This window comes from Zhihengliuella alba, assembly GCF_039538765.1.
Taxonomy (GTDB): domain Bacteria; phylum Actinomycetota; class Actinomycetes; order Actinomycetales; family Micrococcaceae; genus Zhihengliuella; species Zhihengliuella alba.
The window spans coordinates 1,133,662-1,159,870 of sequence record NZ_BAABCJ010000001.1 but is presented as its reverse complement, the minus strand read 5'-3'; the positions used below and the strand labels follow the sequence as shown (position 1 = coordinate 1,159,870).

Sequence of the window (26,209 nt, the reverse complement as noted above, 5' to 3'; positions counted from 1 at the left end):
CTCCTCCCGGCGCGGTGCGCTGCGCTCGTCTCGCGGAGGGGCCGCCTCCGTCCTGGTCCGGTCCCATCATGTCAGCTCCGACCCCGCCCCGGGCGGGAATCCGGGGCAGGTGGGGAGTTCTCCCCATCGCCCGACCTTGACCGGGTGCCCGCCAGACCGTTGGATTGGAGTGTGCCCCTCGCCGGGCGAACCGGACAGAATTCCTGCAGCAGCACGCCGCGAGCCGCCGCTGCACCAACGTGAAGGAGAACCGCCCATGACTGGATTCAAGGGCAAGATGAGCGTCCCGGCCATGTCGGACGCCTCCCAGCAGTCGGAGGGTTCCGGCACCGAGCTGGTCCGCCTGGTCGAGGAGATGATCGATGGCGTCGAGGAGCTCAAGGGCACCTTCAAGGGCAACGCCGCCGTGAAGTTCACGGAGTTCATCAACGAGGCGACCCGCGTGGAGGGCGAGCTCATCGCCGCCCTGGCCTCGATCTCCAGCGGCCAGGCCGAGGCCGCCAAGGCCTACCTCGACATGGACGACGAGATGGAGGGCGACGGCCGCGACGCCGCCAGCGTCGCCGCGGCCGCCTCCGGCAGCACCGGCTTCAATCTCGGTGGTCGCTGAGCCGACGCTCACCGATCCTGACCCCCACAGACTTCGAAGGAGAACACACCATGCCCACCGAGAATGACGTCATCCAGTTCGACACCGCGTCCGCCGGACAGATGGAGGCGACCGTCCTGCGCATCGCCGGCCGGATCGAGACCATCATCGGCGACCGCGAGCAGCAGCAGAAGTTCGTCGCCGACAACTGGGAGGACGCGAACAACCGCGAGGGCTACGACACCAAGGAGCGCGCCTGGGTCACCGCCGCGGGCGACACCCTCGAGCTGGTCCGTCGCTGCCGCCGACTCCTCGCCGACAACCAGGTCACCGCCACGAGCACCGGACGCCGCGTCGGGAACATCGTCGACAACATCTGAGCCGGCCCCGCACCTCGCAGCCAGCACAGCGCACGCAGCCAGCACAGCACAGTCAGCACAGCCCCGTCCCTGCACGATCGCAGGGGCGGGGCTGCGCCGTCGTGCCTCGTCCCGTGCGGGCGTGCGCGGGTGAGGTCGGGCACACGGGCGATGGACGACGTCGTGCGGGCAATTACACTAGGGAGCCGTGCGCTATTCGTGCCGCGCGCTCACCATCCCGTAGCTGCGCGATTCCCCTCCGGAAGGACAACACGTGTCACACTCCGTCGACGGACGTCCGTTGCGCGTCGCCATCATCGGTGCCGGTCCCGCCGGCGTCTACGCGGCCGACATCCTGACCAAGGCCGAGCGGGACTTCGAGGTCTCGATCGACCTGTTCGACGCCTACCCGGCGCCGTACGGCCTGATCCGCTACGGCGTGGCCCCGGACCACCCGCGGATCAAGGGCATCGTGACGGCCCTGCACCGGGTCCTGGACCGCGGCGACATCCGCTTCCTCGGGAACGTGACCTACGGGCGGGACCTGCTGCTCTCCGACATCCGCGACATGTACGACGCCGTCATCTTCGCCACCGGCGCGATCAAGGACGCGCCGATGGACGTCCCGGGCGTCGAGCTGGAGGGCTCCTTCGGTGCCGCCGACTTCGTCTCCTGGTACGACGGGCACCCCGACGTCCCCCGCGAGTGGCCGCTGGACGCGAAGGAGGTCGCCGTCATCGGCAACGGCAACGTCGCCCTCGACGTAGCCCGCGTCCTCTCCAAGCACGCGGACGACCTGCTGAGCACCGAGATCCCCGACAACGTCTACCGGGGGCTGAAGGCCTCGCCCGTCACCGACGTGCACGTCTTCGGCCGCCGCGGCCCCGCGCAGGTGAAGTTCACGCCGCTGGAGCTGCGCGAGCTCTCGCACAGCCGCGACGTCGACATCGTCCTGTACCCGGAGGACTTCGAGTTCGACGCGGCCTCCGACGAGGCGATTAAGACCAACAACCAGGTCAAGACCATGGTCAACACGCTGACCAACTGGCTCGTGGAGCAGGAGGAGCGCGAGGAGGCGGGCCGCGCACCGGCCAGCCGCCGCCTGCACCTGCACTTCCTGCACTCACCGGTCGAGATCGTCGGCGAGGACGGCCGCGTGACCGGCATGCGCTTCGAGCGCCAGGAGCTCGACGGCACGGCCAACGTCCGCGGCACCGGCGAGATCGTCGAGTACCCGCTGCAGGCCGTCTACCGGGCGATCGGCTACTTCGGCTCGGAGCTGCCCGAGCTCGGCTTCGACGCCCGCCGCGGCGTGGTCCCGAACGACGGCGGCCGCGTCCTCGACGCGGACGGCGCCCCGGTGCCCGGCGTCTACACGACCGGATGGATCAAGCGCGGCCCGGTGGGCCTCATCGGCCACACCAAGGGCGATGCGCTGGAGACCATCGGCAACCTCCTCGAGGACCGCCACGACCTCCCGGCGGCGAGCCGCCCGGACGAGGAGGCGATCCTCGAGCTGCTGCGCGAGCGCGGCGTCGAGCACACCACCTGGGAGGGCTGGCTGGCGCTCGACGAGCACGAGCGCGCCCTCGGCGCCGCCGCCGGCGCCGTGGTGACCGAGGCCGGCGAGATCACCCGCGAGCGCATCAAGGTGGTCCCGCGGGCGGACATGGTCCGCATCTCCACCGACGGCGCAGTGCAGCGCGCATGAGCGGGGCACCGGAGACCGTGGAGCAGGGCACCCCGGGGGAGCGGAACCCGGCCGGGGCCGCCCGGAGCGGGCGCGCCGGACGGCGCCCCGGACGGGAGATCGTCGCCAACGGGCTGCGCGGCGCCCTGATCGGCACCGTCGAGACCATGCCGGGCGTCAGCGGCGGCACCGTCGCGCTGGTCGTCATGGTCTACGAGCGGCTCATCGCCAGCGCATCGGCGCTCATCGTCGGCGTCTGCGGTCTGATCGCCGGGATCTTCCGGGGGCCCGAGCGCCGCAGCGCGGCGCGGGATCGCCTGCGCGAGGTGGACTGGCTGCTGCTGCTGCCGCTCTTCGCCGGCATGGGCGTCGGCATCCTCGTGATGGCCCACTTCATGGAGGACCTCGCAGCGAACCACCCGGTGCTGATGCGGGCCGCGTTCTTCGGTATGGTGCTCGTCTCGCTGCTCGTGCCCATCCGCCTGGCCGGCCGGTGGCGCAGCCGGGACTGGCTCTACCTGGCCATTGCCACGGCGGTCGCCGCCGTCGCGGTCAGCCTGCCCGCGCAGAACGTCGCGATCACGCCGGTCACGCTCATGCTCTGCGCCGCGCTGGCCGTCGGCGCCCTCGCGCTGCCGGGGCTGTCCGGGTCCTTCCTGCTTCTCGCGCTCGGGGTCTACGAGCCGACGCTGGCCGCGGTGAACGATCGCGACCTGGGCTACCTCGGCGTCTTCCTCGCCGGCGCGCTCGTCGGCGGCGTCCTGATCGTGCTCGCCCTCCGCCGGCTGCTGGCCGTCCGCCACCACGTGACCATGGTGGTCATCACCGGGCTGATGGCCGGCGGACTGCGCGCCCTGTGGCCGTGGCAGGCGGAGGACCGGAGCATCGTCCCGGCGGACCCCGCCACGGTCTGGCCCGTGATCGGCCTCGCCCTGGCCGGGGCGGCGGTCGTCGGCGCCGGCGTGTACCTGGAGCGGCGGATGATCGCCCGGGAGGCCGCGCACTCCGAGGCGTAGCCCGGCCCGCGCCCCGCCCGCGGGGCGCTGCCGCCCTGCGCGCGGGGAGGGGCTAGGCTCACGAGCGTGCCCAGACTCCTCGCCGACCTCACCCCGCTGCGGGTCAGCCCGGACTTCCGGCGGCTGTGGCTCGGCAACACGCTGTCCGCGGTGGGCAGCCAGCTCACGCTCGTCGCGGTGAGCCTGGAGGTCTACAAACTGACCCAGTCGAGCCTCTACGTGGGGCTCCTGGGCCTGTTCGCCGTCGTGCCGCTCGTCGTGGCGGGCCTCTACGGCGGGGCCGTCGCCGACGCGTTCGACCGCCGCCGGGTCGCCCTCGCCTCGGCCGCGGTCCTGTGGCTGGCGACCGCGGCCATCGCCGCCCAGGCGTGGGCCGGGCTGGAGAACGTCTGGGTCCTCTACGCGCTGATCGCCGTCCACTCGGGCGCCGTCGGCATCAATCAGCCCACGCGTGGGGCCATCATCCCCGCCCTCGTCGGCGTCAAGCTCCTGCCGGCCGCGAACGCCCTGAACATGCTGACCTTCAGCGTCGCGATGATGGTCGGCCCGCTCCTGGGCGGTGTACTCGTCGCGCAGGTCGGCTACGCCTGGACCTACTCGGTCGACGTCGTCACCTACCTCGCCGCGCTCTGGGCGATCTGGCGCCTGCCGCCGCTCCCGCCGGGGCAGGGGGAGGACAGCGGCGGTGCGGCCACGCTGTCGCCGCGGCGGCGCCGCGTGGGCCTGGGGTCGGTGATCGAGGGCTTCGGGTTCCTCGCGACGCGGCGGAACGTGCGGATGACCTTCCTCATCGACCTGGCGGCCATGATCATGGCCGCCCCGCGCGCCCTGCTGCCCGCGATCGGCGCCGTGCTCATCGGCGGCGGCGAGACCACCGTCGGCGTGCTGCTGGCGGCCACGGCCCTCGGCGCGTTCCTCACCGGCCTCTTCTCCGGCCCCCTGGGCCGCGTCCACTGGCACGGGGCGGCCGTGTACTGGTCGGTGGTCGCGTGGGGGCTGTGCATCTGCGGCTTCGGCGTCGTCGTCTACCTCGCCGCCGGCTCCGAGCTGCCGGACGACGGCGGTGCGACCGCCTGGCTCTGGCCCGCCGCCGGGTTCATGCTGCTGGCCGGCGTCGCCGACTCGGTCTCCGGCGTGTTCCGCAACACCATCCTGCAGTCGGCCACGCCGGACCGGCTGCGGGGACGCCTGCAGGGCGTGTTCATCGTCGTCGTCGCGGGCGGACCGCGCGTCGGCGACCTCGTCGCCGGCGGGGCGGCGAACATCGTCGGCGAGCCGTGGACACTGATGGTCGGGGGCGTCCTCTGCGTGGCGGTCGCCACCGGGCTGATGCGCTGGCAGCCCGGCTTCCTGCGCTACGACGCCCGGCGCCCCGTCCCGTAGCGGGTGGCCTCGCGGGGTCAGTACTCTGGAACCGTGCACAACCACAACAACGGACTGAAGACGGCCCTGCTCCTGGGGGCCCTGTTCGCGCTGCTCCTCGTCCTGGGCGCGCTGATCGCCTCCGGCACGGGCAACTCGATGTTCATCTGGCTGTTCGCGCTGATCGGCCTGGGCACCACGGCGTACGGCTACTGGAACTCGGACAAGATCGCGCTCCGCTCCATGCAGGCCTACCCGGTCACGGAGGCCGAGCACCCCGCCTACTACCGGATCGTCCGCGACCTCTCGATGACCGCGCAGAAGCCGATGCCGCGGCTCTACGTCTCGCCGACCCTGGCCCCCAATGCCTTCGCCACGGGCCGGAATCCGGAGAACGCGGCCGTGTGCTGCACCGAGGGCATCATGCAGCTGCTGGACGAGCGGGAGCTCCGCGGCGTCCTCGGGCACGAGCTCATGCACGTCTACAACCGGGACATCCTCACCTCGTCCGTGGCGGCGGCCGTCGCCGGCGTCATCACCTCGGTGGCTCAGTTCATGATGTTCTTCGGCGGCGGCGGGGACCGCCGGAACGTGAACCCGATCGCCATGATCGCACTCGCGCTGCTCGCACCCCTGGCCGCCGCGCTGATCCAGATGGCGGTCAGCCGGACCCGCGAGTACGACGCCGACGAGGACGGCGCGCAGCTGACGAACGACCCGCTGGCGCTGGCCTCCGCCCTGCGCAAGCTGGAGCTCGGCGTCCAGCGCGCGCCGCTGCCGGACGATCAGAAGCTGGTCAACACCTCGCATCTGATGATCGCGAACCCGTTCCTCGGCGGGGCCAAGAAGCTGTTCGCCACGCATCCGCCGATGGCGGACCGCATCGCGCGGCTGGAGAAGATGGCGGGACGCCCGCTCGGCTGGTAGCCGCCCGATGCTAGGGTGCGAGGAACATCCAGGACAATCCGTTGGGGGAACCTTGTCGTCGATCACCCGCGCCCACGGCCCCAGGAGGGCCGTCCGCCGCCGCACCGCGCCGGGAGTCGCCCGTGGGTAGGCGCAGTGCTCCGCGCGAGCGCCGCCGGCGCGGCGGCCCGCTGGCGGGCATGCTCCTGCTCCTGCTTGTCGGCACGTCGATCGTGGCCGTCGTCGGCGTCGGCCTCACCATGGGCATCGTCCACCTCGTCCAGGAGGCCCGGGGCGGGCCCGCCCCGGAGACGCCGCGGCTCAGCAAGATCGAGGACTCCGCGGGGACCGGGGCCGACGAGGACGGTGCCGGCGTCGCGCAGCCCTCGGTCGAGGCGCCGGGCCCGGAGGAGCTCCAGGCCTGGGCCGACGAGAGGATGCAGCAGTGGCTGGCCGCCGAGGGCGTCTCCTCGGTCGAAGGCTTCAGCTGCCCGTTCGATCTGATCCGGTCCTGGGACTCCCCGGACGCCGGCCTGCTCGCCCTGCACATCGACGCGGACACCGGCGGCGGTGCGCCTGCGACCTGTCCGGGCACGGAGGCCGAGGTCGACCTCGAGGGGATCGCGTCCGAGGCCATGGCGACCCTCGGGCCGGACGCCCCGGACCTGGACATGGTCGTCGCGATGACCCTCGACGGCGACTCGCTCGCCACCTACACCCGGCAGGATCTGGAGTCGGCGGGCTGATGTCCGGAGCTCCCTGTCGCGACAGAGAGGCCACCACCGTCCTGCGGACAGTGGTGGCCTCTCTGCGTCGCCCCGGCCGCTGCGAGCGCGTCCGGGCCCCGGCTCAGCGGAAGTTGACGGACCGCTGTCACGCTATTGGTTAGCGTTGCGGTCGCCTGAATTCCGCACAAACCCGGGGCACTCAGCATTGGTCGTCGCTGGTAGGGGTAGTTCGGTTTTGGAGCGCTTGCGGACTCCGTGCGGACTACGGCTCGGGGGTGGCCGGCTCAGGGCGGAATATGTCTGGCCACCACGCCGGGTGATGGCGGTCTCGTCCTTCCGGGCCAGCGCGCTTCGCTCTGTGCCCGTCAGGCCGTCGTCACCTTCGATCTCGCCGGGCAGAGTTGAGGAGATCGAGCACCTCGGGGGAAGGTGCCCACTACTGGGCCTTCGCTTGACCTCGGCAACCTGAGACTTGCTTGACTTCCGCCGTCGCTATGTCACGACCAGCGAACCATAGTCTGGTCTCGACCGGCCGTAGTGGACGTCCGGCACCAAGGGAAGGGAGTTCTAATGGCAGATGGCGGATACGCTCAGCCGCAGATCTTCGTCAGGTACATCGCTGACGATGGAGAGCAGTGGGACGATAGCTACTGCGAAACTACGCCGGTGGCGGGACAGTTCATCCTCACCACGAGGGCCGCATACCGCATCGATGAGGTCTGGGACGTCCAAGAAAAACACGGGGCCGTGCCTTACGGCCTGACGGTTTTCCTGACCACAGTCGATGTCATGGATCACCGTCTAGGCAAGAGCGCCCCGGACTACTACAGCGGCTAGGACATGCGTGTGGCCCAGGCGGGTACACGCCTGGGCCACACGTTCAACCCCCTCCGGGATGCGGATCAGGAAGAAACTTGTAGATGAGCCGGACGCGCCGGTGTGCGCCTTGAGCTGCGCGCATGCACTTGCCTGTTCGTCCCAGCGAGCCCACCCGGCCTCGGACTACGACTCCGGTGGCTCGGTCGGGAGTGCCTCGAGCCAGTCCCCGAGTTCCTGGGCACTGATGATTGGCCTGCTGGACGGATAGCGGGCGACCAGGTTACCCCGCTTGATGTGAGCTCTGATGATGTCCTTCGAAACTCCGACTGCGGACGCGGCCTGCTCGACGGTGTAGGCAATCCGGTCAGGATGTTCAGGGAGTTGCGGCAGGTCTTCCATGGGGCTCCTCGGCGAAGGGATCGGGTTCGGGCTCTTCCCACCAGCGGTTTTTCTTCTCTTGTTCAACCGCCAAGTGCCGGAGAACTCGTTCGATGTCGGCCTGGGTTAGCGTGATGCGCCGGCGTTCGAGGCGCGTGCAGAACCCGGTGTTCTTGCAGATGAGGCGCAGGGTTGTCGGCGTGATGCCCAACTCCGGGGCGACTTCTTCGGGGGTTCGGAAGTATGCCATTCGCCCTCCAGTTCCTAGCACGGGCCCGCAATTCACTTGTACGGCCCAATACGCATCAGCTGGGTTGTAAGTTTTGCGAATCTCTGAGTTCGCGGTCAACCTTCCTGTCGCTGGCTGGGACATTCGCGAGGTCCGTCGCTGCACCAGCGTCTCACTGTCAGCCGCTGTGCGGAACGGCGTCGCCCGTATCGTCCGCGAGAAGCCCGAGGAGCGCACCGCGGATCACCCGCTCGGCGGCTCCGATGGCAGCGACTCGAACCATTCGGCTAGTTCATCGACCCCGATCACTGGTCGGCTACTCGGGTAGCGAGCAATCAAATTGCCGTGCCTGATGTGCGCCCGAATGACGTTAGGTGAGATGCCGTATGCGGCCGCAGCCTGCTGGACCGTGTATGCCTTCTGCCCGGGCTGGTCATTTGTCTGCGGCGGATACTCCACGGCTCTCCTCTGTGAAGGGGTCGGGCGTGAGGTCGTTCGCCCCACGGCTTCGCTCGTGCCCGCCGATCAGGTGCTTGATGACGCCTTGAACATTCTCGTCAGTCAGGACGAGCCGGCCGCGCTCGAGGCGCGTGCAGAGGTGGTCGTTGGTTCGGCAGATCCGGCGGAGCATGCCGATCTTCAAACCCAGCTCATTGGCGACGTCCTCGGGCGTGCGGAAATGCGGCATGACAGCATCCTAGGTGGCGACGACGAAATGCTTCACCTGCGCCGGAGCCTCGGGTGGGGCTTCGCCGGGGTTCACCGGACGGGCTGCACGAGCGCCCGTGATACAAGCGGCCATGTGAACGGACCGTCCCGCGACAGCGATGATGGCCCTACGCATGATCTGACCTAGACATGTCCCTAACGCGGCGCAGGACTATGCTCGGTGGCACACACTATGGAGGGCGGTTCATGCGCACTCGTTCGAGGCGGCCGACGATGTTTGCGGTCGCGGTGGGCTCAAGGCCCGCTTCGTCATCGTGCTCGGCGTCACGCGGAGAGGAGTCTCAGCTTTTCTGACGCACCGGGAGCCTGGCGGTGGTCGTGACGCTTGCGAGGGACAGACGCCCGGTGAGCCGGCGGGGTCGGCTGATGTGTAGGACTTGGCGGTCATTCGCCGATGGAGCTGGCGCGCGAGCGGTTCGCGCGTGAGCCCGAGCCCGCTGGCGAGGAGTCGCAAGCGGGGTTTGACGAGCAAAACTAGGGACGACGAGTGATTGGGGCGGGTCATGGAGAAGTTCGAGTTGGTGCGGTGCTCAGCGCGGGCTGAAGTCGTCGGCGAGTCCTACCATCAGCGGGGTGTGCTGGGGGCGTTGATGCAGAAGCCGACGCGGGAGGACTGGGTGTCGGAGGACGTCGAGGCGGACCTGGTGCCGGAGCCAAGCAATCCGAAGGACCCGCTTGCGGTCTCGGTCCGGGTTCGTGGGCACATTGTGGGGTATCTGGATCGTGAAGCGGCGAGGGAGTTAGCACCGGAGCTGCACCGGCTGGCGGCATCGGGGTACCGGGCGACGACACGGGGCAGCATCTTCGCGCAATACCGGGACGGCTACGACTCGTCGCAGAAGGCGACCTTGCACAGTCAGGTGCATGTCCAGTTGCCGGCGGCGGGGAACGTCCTGCCGGTGAACCAGGGGTCGCTCGACGGTGTGGTCGTGCTGCCCCGGGGCGGGTCTCTACAGGTGACGGGCGAGGAGCACCATTTCGAGCATCTCTTCGACTACGTGACCGAGCGGGGCGAGGCCCCGGTGATCCTGACGCTGCACCGGATCGAGCGGCCTGCGAAGTCGGGGCCCGCCCGGGAGCTGGCCGAGGTCCGGCTCGACGGCGAGCGCATCGGCGAGCTGACGGCGGCGAGTTCGAAGCACTTCCTGCCGACGATCGACCGGATCGAGGCCGACGGGTGGAGCCTGGGCGTGTGGGGAGTCGTGGTAGGCAATGAGCTGAGTGCGGAGGCCAAGGTGCTCGGGGCGAAGGCCGCCGAGTTGCCGGGGTCGTGGCTGACGACGCCGACGAAGGCGCCCATCCTGGTCCCGCCGGCGGCGTCCTACGACGTGCCCGAGCCGGAGCCAGCGGCGGGACGGGGCGAGGCCGGACTCCGGCCGGGGCAGAAGGCCCCAAACCAGGACGAGAAGGCGCCCGCGGCGGCCCGACGGCCGTTGCCAGGAGAGCGCGACGCCGCAGACCCGACCGCACGGGCCGTGCAGGTCGGGAAGAAGATCGTCCACGTGACCGACCGGGAGCGCCGGACCTCGCCGACTATGCACCGTGTCAGCGGAGTCGTGATCCTCGTGCTCGCCATCGGGATCGGACTGCTGCTGGGCCTGATCCCGGGCGTCGGGCCCCTCCTGACCATCGGCTGCATCGTCGTCGGGATCGTCGTACTCATTCAGTCCCGGCGCATGGCTAGGGCCGTCGAGGTCGACGCCCTGGAGCTAAGACCAGAGGCCTAGGCCGGGGGCGCCTCGGGCCGACGCGCCCAGGACCCCAAGTAATTCCTCCGGTCGGCCGACGTTCTCGATGTCCGACTGCACGACGGCCGGCACGCCGCGGCCCTGCTGCTGCTGATGGGCGTCGACGGGCGCGTTGTCATGGACATGATGGGCTGGTCCCAGGCGAGCATGCTCACGCGATACCGCACGTGATCGATGAGATGAAGCACGCCGCCGCAGCGAAGATGACGAGCGCACTGTCGACCGATCCGGCACCCGCCGAACCGAGCCCAGAGGACTCCAACGTGCTCTCCCTCGAGGCGTTCCGGCGCCGCTCCGGAGCTTAACCTCCGGCGGCCCGTCTGCCGTCGAATAGGTAGTTGGCGATGACATACCCGAGGCCGAGGACCTCAACGAGTGTCGTCGCGAACCAACCGACCATCACGGTGTCCGAGAGTCGCCCCCACTGCGAGATCAGGTAGAGGAACATGCCCACCGCGTTGACCGTCAGGGCTCCCGTGATGAGCCACATGGCCCAGCGGAAGAACTTTTGACGCAGATCATTCTTATCGTGGGCCTCGTTGGCTTCAGCGGCCTTCAGCTCCTTGTCGACGTCTGAGGAGGACGACGCTTCAGCTCCGTCGAGGTCGTCAGCGACCTCGTGGGCAAACTCTCTGTCTAGGGGGTCCGGCTGGCCAGCTGACCTAGCCTCCACGTCTCGGAGCAGCTCTTCGAGCCAGTCCGAGCTCCCTGCAGGTTCAGGCATCAGCGTGAAGCCGACGCAACCGGACCATCATGGCATCCAGGCTCACTCCGAACGCCTTGGCCATCTCAAACGGCTTCTTTCCCTCACGCCCCATCTTCTCGACATCCTTCTGCGGCATGAGGACGTGCCCCGCGAACTCATCGGCGTAGAACTCCTGGAGCGTGCGCTTGCCGCCTCGCTTCTCCACGTAGCCGAAGTCATCGTCCCCCGCGCGAGTCGTCCGCTCAACGAAGTGGCCCAACTCGTGCGCGACCGTGAACCGCTTTCTGGTCGGGACGTGGTCCGTCGCTACATGGATCTCGGCCGGCTCACCGGGGCGCTTCACGATGTAGCCGGAGATGTCGGAGGCGAGAATCGAGTCGAAGACCTCGACGCCCATCTTCTTGGCGATACCGTTGACGTCGACGGGGAAGTTGCCGTCCCAGTACGTATTCAGCACCTGTTCAGCGTCAAGCTTCGCGACTTCCTTTACGAGCACGATTCCTCCTTCCCCGTCTCCAGTTGTATACGCCAACTCTAATGCGCGAGTGTCCATTCCCCGCGCGCCCACGCCGCTCGGCGCGGTCCATGGCGCGACCCCAGCATGACAACTCCGGTCAAACTCCGGTCGAAAACGCGAGAAACGCCCAGCCAGCTCGAGTGACTCGGCTCTGACTGGGGCGTTTCTCGTAGGGAGAGTGGGGCTTGAACCCACGACCCAAGGATTATGAGTCTCAGCCTTGGACGTTCGCCCGTGTCCGGGGTGACTCTCTGCCCCGGATCGACGCCGGTATCGAGGTTATCCCATTCCGGAGCCGTCCGCCGTCGTGGGCGAAAACTCCGGTCAGAACTTCGGTCAGATTGTGGAACCCGTCTCGAGTCGGGGCCACGGGCAGGTGCTCGGCTCCCATCGCACCTCGTATGAATCCCCGGTGCATCGCATTGTCTTGTACTCGGGGAGATTGCCGGGCTCGCGGGTGACCCAGTCGCGGTGCACCCAGAAATCCTCGAGGTCGAAGTGTCCGTCGCCGGTTCGCATCATGACGGCGATCCAGGGGCCGCGCCACATTTGCGCTGACCCGTGGAGGACGTCACCGTCGGGGGTGTCGATGCGGACGAACGGCCTGTCGGCGGGCGGCCACCGGTGGATCTCGTCTGGGTGCTCGGGTGGGCTGGTCGGCGCATCGAACATGGGGCAATCGTAGCTGGCGCCAAATACGCGTAGTGCCCCGCCTCCGAAGAGGCGAGGCACTACGTCATTGCTAGACCGCCAAGGCGCGAGGGTCTGTCCAGCTCGTCGCACGGTTGAAAATTCCGTCGCCCGAGCTCTCGGTACGCACGCTCATCAGTTGCCGCAACTGCGCAACCGCCTCATCGACACGCTCTAGGGCATTCTGGGTCCATCCGTAGCGCTGACCCATGTCGTAAACGTGGTGCGCCGAAATAGGCCCAAGCACCTCGATGCCGACGGGCTCGTCATTCTCATCGACATCCACCAGCAGTGTGCTCGTGTACTCGATCGTCTTCTTTACGGCACGATCCGCAATGTGGGCATAGCCCACCTTCAGTGCCTCGTCAAAGTATGTGCTGTCAGTCACTGTTACGTCATCCTCTCGCAACGTAATCTGGCTTCTACCCGTACGTCCGGGGTTAGCCGTATCACCGCCAGTAGGCAGTGATGATCAGTACCTCACCTGTGGGAGAAGTGTCCTCGACAGGTGGAGAAGTAACTACCACAAGTCTACCGCCCTCCAGGTTGACTTCATACACCATACGGTCCGCATGGTCTTTGGACAGGTAGCTTACGCCACGCCGCCTGTGCTCAGTCAGCACCTCACTGACGTCAGCCTTCGTGATCCCCCGCCTTCGCATCTGCTGCTCTGCGTGCCGGACATATGCCAGTCGCATGGCAGTCAGCTCTCGGGCGAAGTGACCGAGTGAACAGAAAAGTACAGGCTACGGACCAGCTCGTCCTGGAGGAATATCTGGGCCATGTATCGTCCCTCATGGTCGAAAGTAAGCGGGACGCCGGCAGAAAATATCATTCCCACCTTGCCCGAATACGGGTTGATGGCCTTCGTCGGTTCGAGCGTAGTCTCGAGCTCCACACCACTAGATCGGTCGTCTGGGCCAAGCCTGAGGCGAAGGCCAAACGGATCTCCACCTTCCTCTGCCCGCACCCTACCGGCAACGTAGATGGTGGCCGTTGAAGGAAACGTTGCCACCTCTACGCGCGTGAAGCTAGCGCCGACCGAGGTCAAACTGTCCCCTTCGACGCGTGCGAACTCAGCGAGGAACGCGTAGTCCAGGTTCGGAAGTGCGCTTGGGCTGCTCATGTCGATCATGCTAGCCCTATGTAGCTGCTCACTACCACCAACACGAATAGCGCCCCACCCTCGTGATGATGAGGGTGGGGCGCTTCGAGGCGCAGCGCTGGACCATTTTCGCTGCTTGACGAAAAAGGTCTGCGTCTGCTAAGTCTGCCAGTCGCTCGGGTAGCTGCAGGCTCCGAGCGACCGGCAGTGCGACGGTCTCACCCCGCCGTCGCGCGGGGGTCTAGTGGACATGCAAACAATCGGGCCGATTCTTTACACGTCGGGTGGATGGTCGAAGGATGTTGGCACGTTACCCATAATTCTCGGTCGCGGGCTTATGGGTAACTGCGGTTAGGCGGCGATGAGTGCGCCGTTGTAGATGGCGGCACCGTTGCGGATCCGGTACACCTGTGGCCATGACTCGGTGTCGGTGTAGAGCAGGACACCGAAGCCCTGCTGCCAATTCTCCACCACGCCGGCCGGAGTTCCGTCAGCACCGATGGCGCCATTCACGGACGGCACAGCACCATCGGTCCGGCAGAGGCACCCGGGGTTCGCCGAGTAGGATTCGACGGGCTGTCCACGGTGGCCGATGGATGACCGGTAGGTGATTTCCGTGCGGTGTGTGTGACCGGCCCAGGTGTTGAGGTGGGGCAGGTCGGACACGTACTGGGCGGTGGTCGATCCGCGGCTGTTCGCCTTGGTGCCGTGGATGTTGCGGGTGGTGTCGTTGTCCCAGTCCGTGGCTGCCGGGTAGGCGTCCACGTAGCGAACGCTCAGCTCGTCCAGGCGCAGCAGGTAGGGCAGGGACATGACGGGCCACGAGTCGGGCATCTGAGCCCGCTTGAGACCGAATGCAGCGAGCGCGTTGGCCTCGATGAACGACTGCATGCGCTTGTCATGGTTACCCTCGATGACGATGATGTCAGCGGTGGGGCATGCGGTCCGCAGCTCGGCCAGGAACTGGTGCCCCGTGTCGAGTGCAGCCTGCGTCGTCTGCGCGAACGCCGCCTCCTGTGAGAAGCGGCCCTGCGATGCGAGGTCCAGGAAGTCGCCGAGAATCTGGATCTTCTCCGGCTGCTCCTGGAGGCACACCTTGACGAACGCTGCCATCGCTGCGGCATCGTGGAACGGGTCCATCGTGCCGTCGGCGAGCTGCCGGAACCCGATCTGCGTGTCCGCACCCTTGATCGCCATGAGCAGGTCACGGCGGGGCCTGGATGGTCGGTGCGCGATGGTCACCTGGACGGGTGCCGCCTGCTGGATGACCGGCCATGCGGTTCCCGGCGTACAAGCTTCGTCCTGTTTGATGGGACGAACGTTGTTGAGCTTGTTCCAGAAACCGCCGCTGGGGTTCGAGGTCCAACCCCACGTGAAGGTGACCTCGTCGGGATCCTGCCCCTGCTGGCGGATGAAGTCGCAGTGGTCCTCATATCCCCACGGCCGCTCGGAATAGCGGACGTAGCTCGAGCCTGTCGCCGAGTGGAGCTCCGATTCGCCCGCCGCCTCCACCACTGGGTCGCTGCCGCCCGCATCGCATGAGCATGTCCCGGCACGGTGCGAGCTGATCGTGGCCTTGTGGACTGCTCTGCCGATGCCTTTGAGTGCGAGTGCGACCTGCGCCCCGGACAGGTCGTGGTCTATCTCTGGTGTCTCAGCTTTTGCCCGCGCATAGACGCACGCCACGGGTCAGCCGGCCCGGTGCTTGGGCTCGTTGGTGTTGACGAGGGATGGGGTGTGGTCGCCGATGCCGGATGCTGCGACGGCCTTGAGGAGTGCGACGACACCGCCACCGACGGAGACCGCAGCGATGGCAGCCCAGTCGGCCTCGATGACGTTGAACGCCTCAGCGCCGATGGTGACGAGTGCGACCTGCGCGATGGTGGAGATGACGCGTTCAGCCGTGTCTTTCCAGAAGGTTGCTGTCCACATGGTTACTTGACCACCTCTACGAGATCGGGGGTGCCGTTGAAGTTGCGGGAGAGTTCAGCGTTCTCCTCGGCGGTGACTGCGACGACCTTGTGCCCGGCCTTGATCATCTTCTCGGCGAGCGACTTGCTGACCCCGCGGTATGCGGTGCCGGAGAGGAGGCGGTACTTGGCGCCTCCGAGCTTGAAGAGCTGCATGTCGATGTCCTCCTGTGGGGCCGGCTTGGGCTCGGCGGGTATGGCTGGTGCTGGTGCGGCGGCGGGCTTGATGGTCCCTGCCGGCTTGGTGGTGGGCTTGGTCCAGTAGCCGCGTCGGACGGCTGCCCGGAAGTCGGCCATGTCGAAGCCGTTCGCGGAGAAGTTCGGGTCGATCTTGCGGCGGGGTGCGATCTCCTTGTGGCCGAGCACGTCATTGGCGGACAGCCCGAACTCATCGATCAGTGCGCGGCAGAGCTTCACGTAGGCGTCGAGCTGCTTGTCGGGCCAGCGCTCACCGAGGCCCGTGTTCTCTGCTTCGATGCCGATGGCGCAGTGGTTGCGGTGGGCTGGGGCGAGCTGGGAGTCCTTGCCCGCGTGCGCGCAGAGCCCGGCGGCGATGACGTAGATAGTCCCGTCGCGGCCGATGCCGTAGTGGGACAGTGGCCCCTTGAGCCCTGTGCGGCCGTATGCAACCACGTTCAGCGACGGGTAGTTTCCCGTGCTGGATCCGGCGGTGTGGTGGCAGACGATGGTGCGTACGGCCCCCATGTGCCCGTGTCCGCGCCCCTCCCAGCCGTCGACCTCAATGACTGGGTATCCGGTGGCACGAGCGACCCTTGCGAGGCCGGTGAAGTAGGTCATGGCCTATCCTTCCCGCGGAAGTGCCACTGCTTGTAGGTGATGGTCCCGAGATTGAAGGCGAGGGCGGCGGCGAGGATGCCGATGACCGCAGACTCACCCCACGCCGGAAGCTGACCGAGGATCGCCTCTGCCAGGAACCATGTGGTGGCGATGATCAGGGCCGTGAAGAGGGCGAACGTTGCCCGGCCAGCCCGAGTCGTCCACCAGGGGGCGACGATGACGTAGGCAATGAACGTCAGGTAGGCCAGGATCGTTGTGATGACGACGAGCGTGAACGTCATGTTGTTCTCCTGTCATAGAGCGATTGCAAGCTCTGCCCGAAGTGGTTGCGTTCACGCATGCGCCGAAGCTCCCCGCCGATGCGGTGGGCGCCGGCGAGGCTGTCGACTGCTTGCTTGTGCTGCAGTTCGGCCTCAATCTTGGCGGCGAGCTGGTCGGGGCTCGGGGCGGACGTGTGGGCCTTGCGGCGTCGGAACGGCCAGTTAGCCATCGTGTACACCTGCCTTGTCTTGGATGGCCCCCATGACCTTCGTGACTGATGCACCGGTCTCGTCTGCGAGGATCCTGTTGGCCTCGGAGAGGAGTTCGATGGTGTGGTCCTTCTTCTGTGCGGTGGTCCGCCAGAAGGTGAGTTGTTCGACGAGTCCGGCTTTGACGTCCTCGAGGGTGGACCTGGGAACGATGCGGCCGGTGAGTACGAGGTAGACGGCGAGGGCGAGTAGGCCGGGGGTGCCGATGGCGCCGATAGCTGCGAGTGGTAGCTGTTCCAGCACGCGGCCTCCTTCGGGTATGAGTGATGGGAAGCAGTGAGGCCCCCGCGATTGCGAGGGCCTCACTGGGTGGTGCGGGGTTACGCGAGCGGTGTGGCGGTGTCGCCGGACCAGCGGCCGGACGCGCCCGCCTGGAACGCCTGCTGGTCGAGCGCGGACACCTGCGCGTGCGTGCGCCCGGACACCGTCAGGTCCTCGATGTACAGGGACCGGAGGATGAAGCTCGGGCTGTTGTTGACCGCGGACCCGTTGTAGGGTCCGGCGCCGACCACGTACGAGGACGCGTCGGCGGCGAGGTTGTTGTTCAGCCCGTTCGACGTGAGCGCGGCGAAGCGGTTCGCGTTGGTCCCCGTGGTGCTGTCGAAGCCGAGCCGGGTCGCATCGGAGGACGTCGGGTAGCCGGCGAATGTCCCGTCCGCCAGCAGCCCGAGGGCCACCTGTGCTCCGACTCCCCAGTTGGTGCCGGAGAACACGCCTCCGAGGTATCCGACGGTCGCGCCGGCGGTGCCGACGCGGGTCGTCTTCACAGCCAGTCCCACATAGAACTTGTGAGTCTTGTTCGCGAACAGGTAGCTCCGGAGAGCTGCGGGGATCGCGAGGCCGACACGCTCTTCGAGGACGTCCACGGTCACGGACGTGGTGAAGTGCAGCGACCCGGAGGCCGTGCGTTCGATCTTGGCCTTCGTGGTGGCCGTCGCGGTGTTGAAGATCTCGACATTGTCCGCAGCGACTCCGATGGCGAGGGCCTGCGTCTTGGCGATGTTCGGCACCAGCGACCCGTGTGTGAGTGTCCCGCTGTAGGGGTTCGTCGGGTGCGTGGTGTCGACCAGCAGCAGCGATCCGTTGACCAGCCGCCCATCGGCCGGCGGGATCGGGACACCCGTGATCGTGGCACCCGGGATGCGGAGGATGCTCGGAGACATGGCTCAGTCCTCCGTCATCGTCAGGGCAGGGCTCTTGAATCCCGGGTCAGTGCCCCCCGTGAAAACCGGGTAGAACCGCAGCCGCACCGAATCAACGTGCAGCTCAGGGATCGTCACCGCGAAGAAGTGCGGGAACGCTGTCCCGGCCTCACTCGAAGCGATCTGGACGGTGCCCGCAGCGTTGATCGTCGCCCCGGAAACCTTTGCCCCCAGGAAGCCGGCGTCAACGTCCATCCACTCAGGGCGAGAGTTCTGGTAGCCGGACGTGTGGACCTGCAGGATCTGGAAACGCGCCTCGAGCGACCACCCCGTCGGGGCGCCCACGAGACCGGGCAGCATCCCGGTGAAGGTGACGGCCCTGACCTTCGTCTGCCTGTGGTTGTTCGGCGGCTGCACGAGCGAGACGCCGCCCGTGCCAGCCGTGTTGAGGGTCTGGGGGTATCCGGCAGAGAGCAGGATGTGAGTCATCTTCGGCATGGGTTAGGCCTCCTTGTCTCCGTAGGTGACCAGCACGTTGGTTAGCAGCAGTGCTGCCGACCGGAGATCCGGCTGATCGGTGCGCGCCTGAATCCCGAAATGCGGGTTGAAGCCGCCACGGAAGTCGGCCCACGGGTCCGTGTCGCTGTACTGCAGCGGCTCGACAATGTCGGGCAGGGCGAGCCCGCGGAGGTCGTGGACCTGCGAGCCCATCTGCGCCTCGATGTAGCGGGGGGTCGCCCCGTACTCGAAGGTAATCCGGCCGTACGCCAAATTCGTCTTGTTCTCGTTCTCGCCGATCATCGTCCCGCCGAGCGAGGCAACGGCCGAAGCCGCCGGGGAGCCGGAGGGGTTGCGGTGCGTCCGCAGGAGCCAGCGTGAACCGATGGCCCGGTCCTCCGACGGTGTCGGCGCCCCGGGGAAGGTGGGGCGACCGAGGAGTTCGAAGAACTGCCTATTCGCGTTCTGCGGGTCCTGCGTGTCCAGGCCGAAGCCGATCTGGAAGGCGCCGGGCGCGTTGACGCTGGTGGGCGCGTGGTAGTGGTACTCGGTGGAGAGCCCGTACATGAACGACACCGAGGCGATTCCGCTTCGCTCCGGGCGGTTCAGGCGGACGATTGCGGTTGCCGCGTTCCCCTGCTGCCCGTACCCGGTGCCGCTGCCAGGGCCCGTGCCGATCCGCAGGGCACTTCCCATGCCGGGCAGATTCACGATGGACAACGGGACACACGCGGGGTTGCCGCCCGCATTGAACACGGGGTTGAATCCGCCGTACCCGTCCTCGAAGTTCTCCGCCATGACGACCTTGCCGCGACTGTGCAATGCTCCGCCCCGGTCCGAGAGGATGTCCTGTGCGGCGAAGCGCTGGATCACGTCCGTCTCGCTGCCGATGGATGTCCATGTAGTCAAGTCAGTTCCGTCCGATCTGGGTGTCGATGGGGGTCCCGTCACCGGTGGTGCGGACCCAGAGGATGAAGTTTCCGGGGTACACGTACGGTGGCGTGGGTCCGGCGTAGTAGTGGACGGCGTTGGCGATGGCGGTGGTCGCTACGAGATCGGGTCGCCCGTCCGGGCCGGCGGAGAGCCATGTGGGCTCCCCGCCGTTCCCGGCGAGCCGCAGCCCGTCATCGTCGGTTTCTGTGGTGGTGTGCGGGACGCCGGCCGTGTAGAGGCCGTCGACCGCACCCGCGGTTGGCATCCCGTATCCGTCGTACTGGATCCAGGAGGGCCGCCCGTCCTTGTCGCCGACCACCCCCTCGAAGGGGGCGATAGCGGTGATGAGGGCGGTCGCCGCGGTCTTCTCGACGAACGCGATGTCGTCCTCGAGCATCGAGATTGATGCGGTCATGTCCGTGTCGATGGCCATTGCCAGGTCGACGATGTCCACCCGGAGGTTGTCCGTCGTGTTTCCCCGGATCGGGTCGCCACCGATGGGCATCGGGTATCCGCGGGGGCTTGGTGTGCTCATTGCGGGTCTCCCGTCGTAGAGGTGAAGCTGTCGTAGGACTGGCTGGTGAGCGCGTCCCACTGCTCATACGCGAGCGGGGTCGCCGCGGCGTCCCACGCGTTGTAAGACATCGCGGTCACGGCTATGGCGATAACCCGGACGGTTAGGTCTTGCGTGTAACTGTCCGCATGACCCTCATCGATGCCGAGGATCACGGCGGTGATCGTCACCCCTAGGTACTTCGGCGAGGGGATTCTGATGATGTCGCCTCGCTGGCGGCGGGGGTCTGCTCGGACCCTCATGCGCCGGATCATTGGCTCAGGTGCCGTGACCCTTGCTGCGATGAAGTCGCGCAGGTAGTCCGGGTGGGACCAGTTGCCCGACTCCCAGCCCGCCCAGTGCTTGACGTCATGCTCAAGCGAGGGGCCCGTGGTCGCGGCCGCCACCGTTGTTGTTTTGGCCTCGGCGAACATGACCTTTGGGCCGCGGAGCAGCGGCAGGCCCACGCCCCGATACTTAGGCCACAGGGTGGTCGACGCGTTCTCCGCGGTCTGCAGTGACAGCTTCCACCCAGTGGTGAGGCCGGAGACTGTGTGCGTGAACTTGAACGTGCGGTAGGAGATCCGCTCGAACACGACGGTGAGGACCGCGTTCGCCCACTCCCACACGTTCCCGTCGGAACTCATGGCCCCGCCGACGAACGAACCCCGGCCCGTGTTGAAGGACGGGGCGCCGGCCTCGGCGGTGAACGCAGGGAGATCGTCGAGTTCGACGAGCCATTCCTCGTCGTTCGGGACGTTGACGAAGTCCTGCCGGCTTTCGCCCTCCTCCATCTGGTCCCCGGAGCCGCGCCACAATTCGACGTTGCGGCGCTGCGTGTTCGCGTACACATGGCTGAGTCCGGTAACCGTGACGTCCTTGCGGCGCGAGAGGAGGTTGGTCTCCCACTCAATGTCGAGGACGTCCAGCTCGGTCCCGACATCCTGGACGGGGCTCCCTGTCGCGAGCCGGTCCGATGACCGAATGACGAGGCGCCCCAGCTCGTCGAAGTGAGTCGCTAAGAGGAGTGCACGCGAGATCTCGTCCAGGGTGTCCGCCGCCATGGTCGATTCGATGGCCCTAATGACGACGTTGACCGGCATGTGCTGATAGGAGACGTCGAGAGTGAGGTTCGGAGTCCAGGTCGTCGGCAGCGTCCAGGTGCGCGCCGCACTGACGCCGGCGATGTTCGCCCCGACCGCGGCCACCACTTCGATGGAATCGAGTGAGGTCGTGGGCCGGGCGGTGCCGGTGAGCGTGGTGGTCCCGGTCGCCGTCTTGATGACGTACGAGGTGCCGGAGACGTGGAGGGTCGCATGGACCCCGGTGCCGAGCGAGCGGCCGCCCAGGTTCGTGTTACCCACCCACGCCTCGGCGACCCGTGAGGCGGAGATCCGCAGGCGAACGCTCGAGGCGCCGTAGTGGGCGAAGATCGACGCGGCCGCCGTGTGATCGGCGCCGACACTGACCATGAGCTGCAACGGCTGGTCTCCGGTCGCCGTGTACTGGGGGGTGTACCGGGCACGGAGGTCGTGCATTCCCCAGCCGAAGCTCGCGGTGGTGCGGAAGTTCGGGAACCCGCCGTCGACGGCAATGTTGCTGGCACTCGTGCACCGCCCGGCGAGAGGCCACGCGGACCCCTGCAGTGGTGCGTCCACGAGGACCGTACCGATGGGCGGGTGCACCGACCGGTACCCTGCCGTAGCGGCCGCGGCCGTGAGGACCTGCACCGGTGACGTCGACACCCGGCGCCACGCCCCACCGTCAGTCAGCGGCGGCATCGACCGGATCACCGGCGGATAGTTGAACGGGACCTGCAAGTTTTCGCGGTCATCGATGATGGACGAGGTGGCAGTTCCGTCGCGGAGGGCGCCGCTGGTGCTCGCTATGCGGCCCTCGAATCGCGGGAAACTAGTAAGGCCGTCGGATACGTAGATCTGCACGCGGTCGCCGTCCGCTGGGAGCCATCCCTCGCCACCTCCCAGCGGGTTGGTTGGCGCGCCCTCGGACAGCTCGGTCGCCCATTGAATCGCGCCGGTGATCTGCGAGAGGCCATTGCCAGCCTCTACGGCGTCTGGCAGGTCCCCCGTGATCTCACCCGATGCCGACCATTGGCCGGAGCGTTCGATTCCATTGACCAGGATCTTCGTCGTGAACTGTCGAACGTTCGACGGGTCCAGACTTCCGGGAAGCATTTATCCGACCTCCTGGATTGTGAATGAGGGCCGCGAGAACCGGCCGCCCGCTGTGCCGCTCGCCGCCATCACCAGGTCGCGCGAGTCGCCGTACGGGATGGCCTGCTCGCAGCCCTGCCCCTTGCCATACTCGAGGAGCGAGCTGGTCCACGTGATGACGGGGTCCGCGGTCGTGGACGCTGCGGCGTTGGCGTGCACGCGGGCCGACACGGCCCCGGCGGGAACCGTGGCGGTTACGAATGATCGAGCAACGGTCGAAGCGCTAGCCGTCACCGCCGAGATGGTCGATGTGATCGTGGCGCCGAGCCCGTTGTAGAAGATGATCCCGGCGGCCGCCCCTGCCCCGCGGACGTACGCGGAGGCGGTGACGACGGTTCCGGGGACGACAACCGTGGGGTTGGCGCCGTAGAACAAGCTGCCATCGTTCGTCTTGTTCCAGGACCGTGGCGTGGTCCGCCCGCCCGGGAGGGTCAGCGGGCCACCCTCGGTCACCTGTGTCAGGCCGGGGCCCTTCACGTAGGTGCCGGGGCGGCACGCGGACGTCTCCGGGGTGAGCGTGTTCACGACGAGCGCTTCGGAGGACAGAAACGCGAAGGGTCCGACGTCCCAGTCCCCGTCGAGGAAGCCCGCGAGCACGGCGACCTCGGAGGGGGTGGTCGCTTCCGGGAGGGACGCGTCCCAGACTCGCCGGCCGATGGGCCGGACCTGCCCACTGACGCGTCCCTCCACGGATTCCTCCGGGGTGAAGCGGGGTGCCGGCGTGATGCGCAGGCTGGACGCCCCCTTGATCTCGATCATGCGGCCGGGTGTGCCGAGGTACATCGCCACTGGGGCCTCCTATTTGCGGTAGATCGACTGCCGGCCAGATGTGGCGTTCTTGACTTCCCTGTTGACCAGGTCGGCTAGAACGCGGCCTGCACCTGGGCCGAACTTCGCCTCGAGGGTGCTCGGGAACGAGGCGGCAATGGCGGCGGACACGGCCGCCGATACCTGCTCGGCGATTTGAGCGCCACCCTGCACGCCGACCGGCCCCGCACTTCGAGGGCTCGGTGACGGCGCAGGAACAAGGCCGCCACCCGCGAGCTGCGGGAACGTGCCGTTATTGATGGCCTGCAACTCGTCGTGATACTTGTCCGACATGCGCCGATTGATGACCCACTCACGGTCATCAACCCATGCGGTCGGGTTGCCGTTCGCGTCCATCCCGAGGATCTTGTCGGTGCCCAACCCGGTAGCCGGGAGTCGGCCACCGTTCGAGTACCTGCGAATGACCCGCCCGCCGTGCTGCTGACGTGACTGTCCAAAGTTCGCCCGCTCGGCAGCACGCTGGCCCGTGGACGTGTAGTTCGTATGGATCGTGGCGGTGCGGCTGCGAGCCAACCAATCGAGAGCACTGTTCGCAGCCCCTGTAATCGCTTCCGCGTCGATCTTCGCGGTGCGCTTCTTCCCGGCTGTCTTGTCGATTTTCTCGCCGGTCGCCGTCGTGCCCGTCTCCGAGACTTCGATCCGACCATCGGGCAGAGTCGTCACGATGTAACCGAGGTCCTCCAGCGCCTTCTTCGTCACCGGGGAGTCGTCCGTGATGGTGATCTTCTTATCCGGGGTCGACTGAATCCATGCGTGCAGATCCGTGATTTTCTGGATCTCGCCGGCCGCGTTCGACTCGTACTCCGTGAACACGTTGGCAGGAATCAGATTCGCCTCGTCGGCTAGGCGCGCAGCCTCGTCGGCCTCCATACCGGCAGCAGTCGCGGCCTGAATGAACGCGTCACGGCCCTTCTGGACCTCGACAGCCATCTCGCCGGCCGTGCGCCCACTGTCCTGCATGGAAGACATCACACCGTGGGTGGCATCTGCGATCCCGTTGAGGGCACGCCGATTCGCTGCACCCTTCTCGGTGTTGATATCGAGCGTCTTGCCGTTCTCGTCCAAGGCCGACGCGGCACCGCGGATGGACTCGGCGAGCCGGATGTGCGCTTCACTCTCCGAGATGGCTATCTGACCAGTCGCGACCAGCCCGTCGAAGTAGTCATCGAGCGCGTCCGCCGCATCCTGTGCAGCGTCAGCGGACTCCTGCATCGGATCCACGGTCTCAGCCACAGCCTCGGCCATCGCGGGAGACTCGGCCTCCACGCGAGCCAAAGCGTCCGCGTACATCGGGAACAGACGGGCCGCCTCTTCGGCGCCAACCCCGGACTCCTTGAGTTTCGATTCGACCAAACCCATGGCATCGGCTGCCGCGTCGGCACTGCCCGAGCTGACCAAGTTGGCAAGCTCCTGATCGATACCCCCGAAGGCGTCCTCGGCGATGGACACCGAGCCCTTGATTCCCGTGAGGGGCGTGATGATCCCCTGCGCCCAGCGCTCGGCCTTCTGCACTCCCGAGTCGCCGAACAGGACGTCGATGGCGTCATTCATGCTCTTGATGGACGGGGACAGGCCTTCCCCGTTGATGCCCGAGAAGACCGAGTCGAGGGCCTCTGCTGCCCCCGGGGCCTCCTGCGCGACCTTCGCCAGCGCTTCGGCAATATGGCCAGTTCCCTCGGGGATGTCCTTCATGTAGCCGGCCGACTGGATCTTGCCGCCGATGACCGCGAACGCGGCGAGCCCGGCCGCAAACCCGGCGGCCTTCCCGACATTCTTCAGGGCTCCGCTGGCCTTCGATCCGGCGGGGGCCAGTGCTTGGAGGGCGTCTCGTGTGGCGCGGACTTCCGGCGCGAGCTTCAGGAACGCACCGACTACACCCGCACCCACGCCGGTAATGCCCCCGAGGAGCACCAGTGCGGTTTGAACGGGCGCAGGCAGGCTCCCGAACCACTGCGCCAAGTCGGCCACACCGTCGGCCAGTCCCGCGATCATCGGGAGCATCACCTCGCCCGCCGTGATTGCGGCGTCCTTGATGTTGTTCCAGGCGATCTTGATCTTCGACTCAGCCGTCTCATACCGCTTCTGGGCTTCCTCGGTCAGAGCCGAGTTCTCTTCCCAGGCGGCAGCGCCCATCTTCAGCGATTCGGTGAGCAGGTCGCCCGAGTTGGCGAGGGCGAGCATGACCTGAGTCTCCTCGGTGCCCTTGATGCCCATGTCCTTGAGCGTGGCGGTCACGTTGCCGCCGGCTTCGTTGACGTTGTTGATGCCACCGGCGACGAGCTGCAGGGCCTCCATCGGGGAGGACCGGAACTTGGATGCGAACTCCTCGGCGGAAACGCCCGCGGTCTCCGCGAATGTCTGCAGCGAATCGCCGCCCTCGTCGACAGCCGTGCGCATCTTCAGCAGCACGCGGGTGGCGACACCGCCACCAAGCTCAGCCCGGACACCCATCGATGCGAGGGTGTTCGACAAGGCGAGAACGTCGGACTCGGTCGCGCCGACCGTCGCACCAGCGCCAGCGATCCTTTGCGCCATGTTCAGGATGTCGGCCTCAGTGCTGGCACCGTTGTTGCCCAGCTCGACGAGGGTGGCGCCGAAGCGCTCCACACCCTCGGAGCCTTCGCGCTCCATCGTGCCCATGACGTTCGAGATCTGCGCGATAGAAGTCGCGGCGTCCTCGGCGGTCAGGTTTGTTGACACCCCGAGGTCGATCATCGTCTCGGTGAAACCGAGGACATCCTCGCGAGCCACACCCAACTGACCGGCCGCCTCAGCGACGCCAGCGATCTCCTCATGCGTCGCCGGCAGGGTCTTGGCCAGGTCGCGGAGCCCCTGCTCCAGTGCCTCATACTGCGCGGGGGAAGCGTCGACTGTCTTCATGACGCCGGCCCACTGGGACTCCCAGTCGATGGCCGCCTTGCCTGCGGCGGCGAACCCGGCCCCGATGACAAGGCCGACGCGCGTTGCGTCGGTGCCGATGCGATCCAGGGAGGCTGCATTCTTCTGCTGGAACGTCTCGAGGCGGTTGCCAAAATCTGAAACGGCGCGCTGGCCCGTCTTGAGCCCGTTGACCAGACCCGTGACCTTTGCATCCAGCGTCAACTTCACGGAGCGATCAGCCACGGGTCCTCCTATTAATTGGGGTGAGCGCG

32 protein-coding genes are annotated in these 26,209 nt (G+C 67.1%); 10 read left to right on the top strand and 22 right to left on the bottom strand.

Translation table 11 applies throughout. The annotated features are described in order from the left end of the window. The first annotated feature begins 256 nt into the window (after positions 1-256). From ABD784_RS05320 to ABD784_RS05285, 8 genes are all read left to right on the top strand, one after another. Positions 257-610, top strand: coding sequence for a WXG100 family type VII secretion target (locus ABD784_RS05320; protein WP_344880955.1), 354 nt, complete (start codon positions 257-259; stop codon positions 608-610). 50 nt (positions 611-660) lie between these two features. Beyond that, positions 661-969, top strand: a complete 309-nt coding sequence (locus ABD784_RS05315) for a hypothetical protein (RefSeq protein WP_344880952.1) — start codon at positions 661-663, stop codon at positions 967-969. 253 nt (positions 970-1,222) lie between these two features. Continuing rightward, the gene (locus ABD784_RS05310) at positions 1,223-2,659 is read left to right on the top strand and encodes an FAD-dependent oxidoreductase (protein WP_344880949.1); all 1,437 of its coding nucleotides are present in this window, start codon (positions 1,223-1,225) and stop codon (positions 2,657-2,659) included. Next, positions 2,656-3,654, top strand: coding sequence for a DUF368 domain-containing protein (locus ABD784_RS05305; RefSeq protein ID WP_344880946.1), 999 nt, complete (start codon positions 2,656-2,658; stop codon positions 3,652-3,654). Before ABD784_RS05310 ends, ABD784_RS05305 begins: the two co-directional genes overlap by 4 nt. Before the next feature lie 66 nt (positions 3,655-3,720). Continuing rightward, the gene (locus tag ABD784_RS05300) at positions 3,721-5,037 is read left to right on the top strand and encodes an MFS transporter (RefSeq protein ID WP_344880944.1); all 1,317 of its coding nucleotides are present in this window, start codon (positions 3,721-3,723) and stop codon (positions 5,035-5,037) included. A 33-nt stretch (positions 5,038-5,070) separates the two neighbouring features. After that, positions 5,071-5,943 carry a zinc metalloprotease HtpX gene (gene htpX / locus ABD784_RS05295; protein ID WP_344880941.1) on the top strand — a complete coding sequence of 291 codons (873 nt, stop codon included), beginning with the start codon at positions 5,071-5,073 and terminating at the stop codon, positions 5,941-5,943. 122 nt (positions 5,944-6,065) lie between these two features. After that, a complete protein-coding gene (locus ABD784_RS05290) occupies positions 6,066-6,668 on the top strand; it encodes a hypothetical protein (protein WP_344880938.1) in 603 nt (200 codons plus the stop codon). Positions 6,669-7,220: 552 nt separating this feature from the next. Further along, entirely contained in the window at positions 7,221-7,487 is a 267-nt protein-coding gene (locus ABD784_RS05285; RefSeq protein WP_344880935.1) for a hypothetical protein, read from the top strand. A gap of 165 nt (positions 7,488-7,652) precedes the next feature. On the opposite strand, the gene ABD784_RS05280 is transcribed toward ABD784_RS05285, so the two are convergent. The 3 genes from ABD784_RS05280 to ABD784_RS05270 all read right to left on the bottom strand — a co-directional run bounded on the left by ABD784_RS05280 (position 7,653) and on the right by ABD784_RS05270 (position 8,764). Then, complete coding sequence (locus ABD784_RS05280) at positions 7,653-7,868, bottom strand: MerR family transcriptional regulator (protein WP_344880931.1); 216 nt, start codon at positions 7,866-7,868, stop codon at positions 7,653-7,655. Next, positions 7,843-8,097 (bottom strand): hypothetical protein, encoded by a 255-nt coding sequence (locus tag ABD784_RS05275; protein WP_344880928.1) that lies wholly within the window; start codon positions 8,095-8,097, stop codon positions 7,843-7,845. Before ABD784_RS05275 ends, ABD784_RS05280 begins: the two co-directional genes overlap by 26 nt. A 412-nt stretch (positions 8,098-8,509) precedes the next feature. Further along, positions 8,510-8,764 carry a hypothetical protein gene (locus tag ABD784_RS05270; RefSeq protein ID WP_344880925.1) on the bottom strand — a complete coding sequence of 85 codons (255 nt, stop codon included), beginning with the start codon at positions 8,762-8,764 and terminating at the stop codon, positions 8,510-8,512. Positions 8,765-9,308: 544 nt separating this feature from the next. On the opposite strand from ABD784_RS05270, the gene ABD784_RS05265 reads away from it, so the two are divergent. Both ABD784_RS05265 and ABD784_RS05260 read left to right on the top strand, forming a co-directional pair. Further along, positions 9,309-10,532 carry an HIRAN domain-containing protein gene (locus ABD784_RS05265; protein WP_344880922.1) on the top strand — a complete coding sequence of 408 codons (1,224 nt, stop codon included), beginning with the start codon at positions 9,309-9,311 and terminating at the stop codon, positions 10,530-10,532. Between the two features lie 188 nt (positions 10,533-10,720). Further along, positions 10,721-10,858 (top strand): hypothetical protein, encoded by a 138-nt coding sequence (locus tag ABD784_RS05260; protein ID WP_344880920.1) that lies wholly within the window; start codon positions 10,721-10,723, stop codon positions 10,856-10,858. Here ABD784_RS05260 and ABD784_RS05255 read toward each other — a convergent pair. From ABD784_RS05255 to ABD784_RS05170, 19 genes are all read right to left on the bottom strand, one after another. After that, positions 10,855-11,277, bottom strand: a complete 423-nt coding sequence (locus ABD784_RS05255) for a hypothetical protein (RefSeq protein WP_344880917.1) — start codon at positions 11,275-11,277, stop codon at positions 10,855-10,857. The genes ABD784_RS05260 and ABD784_RS05255 overlap by 4 nt on opposite strands. After that, positions 11,270-11,755 carry an ImmA/IrrE family metallo-endopeptidase gene (locus ABD784_RS05250; RefSeq protein ID WP_344880914.1) on the bottom strand — a complete coding sequence of 162 codons (486 nt, stop codon included), beginning with the start codon at positions 11,753-11,755 and terminating at the stop codon, positions 11,270-11,272. Before ABD784_RS05250 ends, ABD784_RS05255 begins: the two co-directional genes overlap by 8 nt. 357 nt (positions 11,756-12,112) lie before the next feature. Beyond that, positions 12,113-12,448 carry a hypothetical protein gene (locus ABD784_RS05245; protein ID WP_344880911.1) on the bottom strand — a complete coding sequence of 112 codons (336 nt, stop codon included), beginning with the start codon at positions 12,446-12,448 and terminating at the stop codon, positions 12,113-12,115. A 70-nt stretch (positions 12,449-12,518) separates the two neighbouring features. Then, on the bottom strand, positions 12,519-12,854 hold the full coding sequence (locus ABD784_RS05240; protein WP_344880908.1) for a DUF2283 domain-containing protein: 336 nt from the start codon (positions 12,852-12,854) through the stop codon (positions 12,519-12,521). Between the two features lie 61 nt (positions 12,855-12,915). Further along, a complete protein-coding gene (locus ABD784_RS14335) occupies positions 12,916-13,164 on the bottom strand; it encodes a DUF4258 domain-containing protein (RefSeq protein WP_425582920.1) in 249 nt (82 codons plus the stop codon). 5 nt (positions 13,165-13,169) lie between these two features. After that, positions 13,170-13,592 carry a DUF6941 family protein gene (locus ABD784_RS05235; protein WP_344880905.1) on the bottom strand — a complete coding sequence of 141 codons (423 nt, stop codon included), beginning with the start codon at positions 13,590-13,592 and terminating at the stop codon, positions 13,170-13,172. Between the two features lie 330 nt (positions 13,593-13,922). Then, a complete protein-coding gene (locus ABD784_RS05230; RefSeq protein ID WP_344880902.1) occupies positions 13,923-15,083 on the bottom strand; it encodes a hypothetical protein in 1,161 nt (386 codons plus the stop codon). 177 nt (positions 15,084-15,260) lie between these two features. Further along, positions 15,261-15,503: a holin gene (locus ABD784_RS05225; protein WP_344880899.1), complete on the bottom strand. Its 243-nt coding sequence runs from the start codon at positions 15,501-15,503 to the stop codon at positions 15,261-15,263. 2 nt (positions 15,504-15,505) lie between these two features. Beyond that, complete coding sequence (locus ABD784_RS05220; RefSeq protein WP_344880895.1) at positions 15,506-16,339, bottom strand: N-acetylmuramoyl-L-alanine amidase; 834 nt, start codon at positions 16,337-16,339, stop codon at positions 15,506-15,508. Further along, the gene (locus tag ABD784_RS05215) at positions 16,336-16,620 is read right to left on the bottom strand and encodes a putative phage holin (RefSeq protein WP_344880892.1); all 285 of its coding nucleotides are present in this window, start codon (positions 16,618-16,620) and stop codon (positions 16,336-16,338) included. Before ABD784_RS05215 ends, ABD784_RS05220 begins: the two co-directional genes overlap by 4 nt. Then, positions 16,617-16,829, bottom strand: coding sequence for a DUF7620 family protein (locus ABD784_RS05210; RefSeq protein ID WP_425582929.1), 213 nt, complete (start codon positions 16,827-16,829; stop codon positions 16,617-16,619). Before ABD784_RS05210 ends, ABD784_RS05215 begins: the two co-directional genes overlap by 4 nt. Further along, on the bottom strand, positions 16,822-17,112 hold the full coding sequence (locus ABD784_RS05205; RefSeq protein WP_344880885.1) for a hypothetical protein: 291 nt from the start codon (positions 17,110-17,112) through the stop codon (positions 16,822-16,824). Before ABD784_RS05205 ends, ABD784_RS05210 begins: the two co-directional genes overlap by 8 nt. A 77-nt stretch (positions 17,113-17,189) precedes the next feature. Then, positions 17,190-18,032, bottom strand: coding sequence for a hypothetical protein (locus ABD784_RS05200; RefSeq protein ID WP_344880882.1), 843 nt, complete (start codon positions 18,030-18,032; stop codon positions 17,190-17,192). Positions 18,033-18,035: 3 nt separating this feature from the next. After that, positions 18,036-18,509 carry a hypothetical protein gene (locus tag ABD784_RS05195; RefSeq protein WP_344880879.1) on the bottom strand — a complete coding sequence of 158 codons (474 nt, stop codon included), beginning with the start codon at positions 18,507-18,509 and terminating at the stop codon, positions 18,036-18,038. 3 nt (positions 18,510-18,512) lie between these two features. Next, positions 18,513-19,418 carry a hypothetical protein gene (locus tag ABD784_RS05190; RefSeq protein ID WP_344880876.1) on the bottom strand — a complete coding sequence of 302 codons (906 nt, stop codon included), beginning with the start codon at positions 19,416-19,418 and terminating at the stop codon, positions 18,513-18,515. A 1-nt stretch (position 19,419) separates the two neighbouring features. After that, positions 19,420-19,977 carry a hypothetical protein gene (locus ABD784_RS05185; RefSeq protein ID WP_344880873.1) on the bottom strand — a complete coding sequence of 186 codons (558 nt, stop codon included), beginning with the start codon at positions 19,975-19,977 and terminating at the stop codon, positions 19,420-19,422. After that, positions 19,974-22,190, bottom strand: coding sequence for a hypothetical protein (locus ABD784_RS05180; RefSeq protein WP_344880870.1), 2,217 nt, complete (start codon positions 22,188-22,190; stop codon positions 19,974-19,976). The genes ABD784_RS05185 and ABD784_RS05180 overlap by 4 nt, the downstream gene beginning before the upstream one ends. Next, positions 22,191-23,018: a hypothetical protein gene (locus ABD784_RS05175; protein WP_344880866.1), complete on the bottom strand. Its 828-nt coding sequence runs from the start codon at positions 23,016-23,018 to the stop codon at positions 22,191-22,193. 9 nt (positions 23,019-23,027) lie between these two features. Then, positions 23,028-26,180, bottom strand: coding sequence for a phage tail tape measure protein (locus ABD784_RS05170; RefSeq protein WP_344880863.1), 3,153 nt, complete (start codon positions 26,178-26,180; stop codon positions 23,028-23,030). Positions 26,181-26,209 lie beyond the last annotated feature (29 nt).